Origin of the sequence: Lentibacillus sediminis (assembly GCF_002763455.1) — a bacterium.
GTDB classification, from domain to species: Bacteria; Bacillota; Bacilli; order Bacillales; family Amphibacillaceae; genus Lentibacillus_D; species Lentibacillus_D sediminis_A.
Window position 1 is genome coordinate 1 of record NZ_NIXK01000022.1, and the last position, 2,216, is coordinate 2,216.

Sequence of the window (2,216 nt, forward strand, 5' to 3'; positions counted from 1 at the left end):
CCCCAGTCTATAAAACAGTTGTGCACAAGTTATCTACAACCCTGTGTAGATAACTTGCGACTTGTCCCTAATCCCGAATCGTGATAAATTATAAATACTTCAAAAAACAAAATTTATATCTTGACTTTTGCAGTGAAAATGATCAAAAAACAGCCTTGAACCCTATGGATAGTGGATTCTTGGCTGTTTCTTTTTGTCATTAAGTTGTAGTGTAAATCACCCTTTTTTAACCTCGCCTAAAATTTTTTTAATTTCTCCTAAAGGCATGTATTTCTTCCCGAAATCAATACCTACTTCTTTTCCAATATCAGCGAGTAATTCATCATAATGGTCAAACAGATAATAATTTTCCTGGATATGGCTACAGGAAGCCTTTCTCAGGCTTTCAAGTATGGCCGTAACGGAATATGTCCCTTTTAGGCGGCGCTCTAATACTCTTGCGAGAACGAGTGACACGAAGCAGGTAAGGAAATGAGCTTCAATGTGCTCTTGTCTTGATAAATACACCGGCCTGCTTTCCAAATCGCTTTTCGTCACCTTGAAGGATTCTTCGATTTTCCAGAGACCCCTATAGATTTCAATGATTCGTTCATCCGATTCTTCATACTCACTGGTTATGATGGCGTAGTAGCCATCTAATGCTTCTTCCTTTTTTAGCTTTTCTTCGTCGAGAAGCAGCGACTGATTGGCATCCTCCAGTATCTCCCCCGTCTGCTTGTCAAAGGTCAAATTCTTCACATATTTGGCGGCACCAGCGGAGGTCGCCTTGTTATATCTGGAAGGAGTGTCGATAAGTTTTTTCGCCTTTTCCAGTGCGGGAGCACGATCTGCCTTTGCTTTCTGCGCATATTTCTCGCTGTAGAAGATTACCTGTTTTTCATCGACTCGTTTTTTGATCTTTTTGCCATTCCTTGATGTGACGCTTATCTCCCTAGGATAGAGCCTGGATTTGATTTTAAAACCAGCACCAATGGTGCGGTAACCGTTCGGATCAAGGACATAATCTTTGAATTGCTGATTGGCCCCGCGGACGGAATAGCTAAGGACATAGCCATTTTTGGCAGATAGCGTATACCAGATATTGTCGCCGGTCGTCATTCCTTTATCTGCAACGACAATGGTACGCCCAAGTGAAAAGTTACGCTGAATATTGCCGAGCATCGGGATGAACGTTTGTTTATCGAGCATATTTCCTGGGTGAAGGCCGTATGTAATTGGGATGCCATCTGTGTCCATGAATAACCCCATTTGAACGATTGGGTCGGGACGGTGTTCTTTGGAGACTCCCTTTCTTCTAAGTTCATCTGGGTCATCAATTTCAAAATAATAGTTGGTCACGTCATAGTAGACAAGGCTTGTATTCCGGTTATATTGCTCTTTGATCCGTTCATGAATCCAGAGTTGAAGGGCGTCCTTATGCTTGTTGAAGAAGGTAAGACACCGATAGACATCATCTAAGGAGAAATTGGTCTTCTCAAAAAACGTCTCCTTGTTTTCGTATGTATGCTTTTTGGAGGCTGGATAAAGTAGACGGGCAAACACAAGCAGCTTCATGATACTATTCGCATCATAATCGCTTTTCGAATGGCGTTGCCGGTTTGTGAGAAAGGTATGAATGCCAAGCTCATGGTAGATCTTACTTAACGCGGCATAGCCAAAGTTTTTCCGATTAGCTTCTTCCGATTGAAGACGATCTTCACTGCTGATCCGAAACGTCATGGTGAATTTATCTTCCTCCTGTTGCTGATTCATCCGTTTGACCTTTTCTTCAAAATAGGCAATTGGGTCATCGTACTCTTTTTCCAGTTCATCAAGGTAGCCAAGGGATTCAATGGTTTTGGATTTGGTTTTTTTGGTGGTCTTATCACGGTAACTATGTACGATGGATAAATAGGTCCGTCCTGTCTTTTTAACATTCATTTTTCGCAGAAACATATGAACTTCCCCTCCAGCCTTCCATAATACGTATATTATACCATATTAATCCATGTTAATCTACTAAAATATGACAAGAAAATAAAATAAAAATACCCCGAAACATCAATGAGATCAAAGGTTCCGGGTTAGTGAATGATTATATGTACTGCAAAAGTAGGGAGTGTTTCCAGGGTTTCTGCGTTCGGTGGGGAAAGCAGCTCTCCCAAATGATTTTCGTACAGCATGTCCGCCTTGTCCAGCTTCGTGCGGTGAATCGTCAGCTGATTGGAAAAATAACA

The 2,216-nt window shown here is 41.5% G+C and carries 1 protein-coding gene and 1 pseudogene; both read right to left on the bottom strand.

From position 1 onward, the window contains the following. Window positions 1–216: 216 nt before the first annotated feature. Entirely contained in the window at window positions 217–1,935 is a 1,719-nt protein-coding gene (locus CEG13_RS18420) for an IS1634 family transposase (RefSeq protein WP_100013351.1), read from the bottom strand. Between the two features lie 152 nt (window positions 1,936–2,087). After that, window positions 2,088–2,216 (bottom strand): annotated as a pseudogene (locus CEG13_RS19175) (ribosome biogenesis GTPase YqeH); the annotation flags it as partial.

Bases quoted from the DNA above. Each gene is read 5' to 3' on its own strand.
- CEG13_RS18420 (WP_100013351.1), bottom strand. From the start codon at position 1,935: ATGTTTCTGCGAAAAATGAATGTTAAAAAGACAGGACGGACCTATTTA.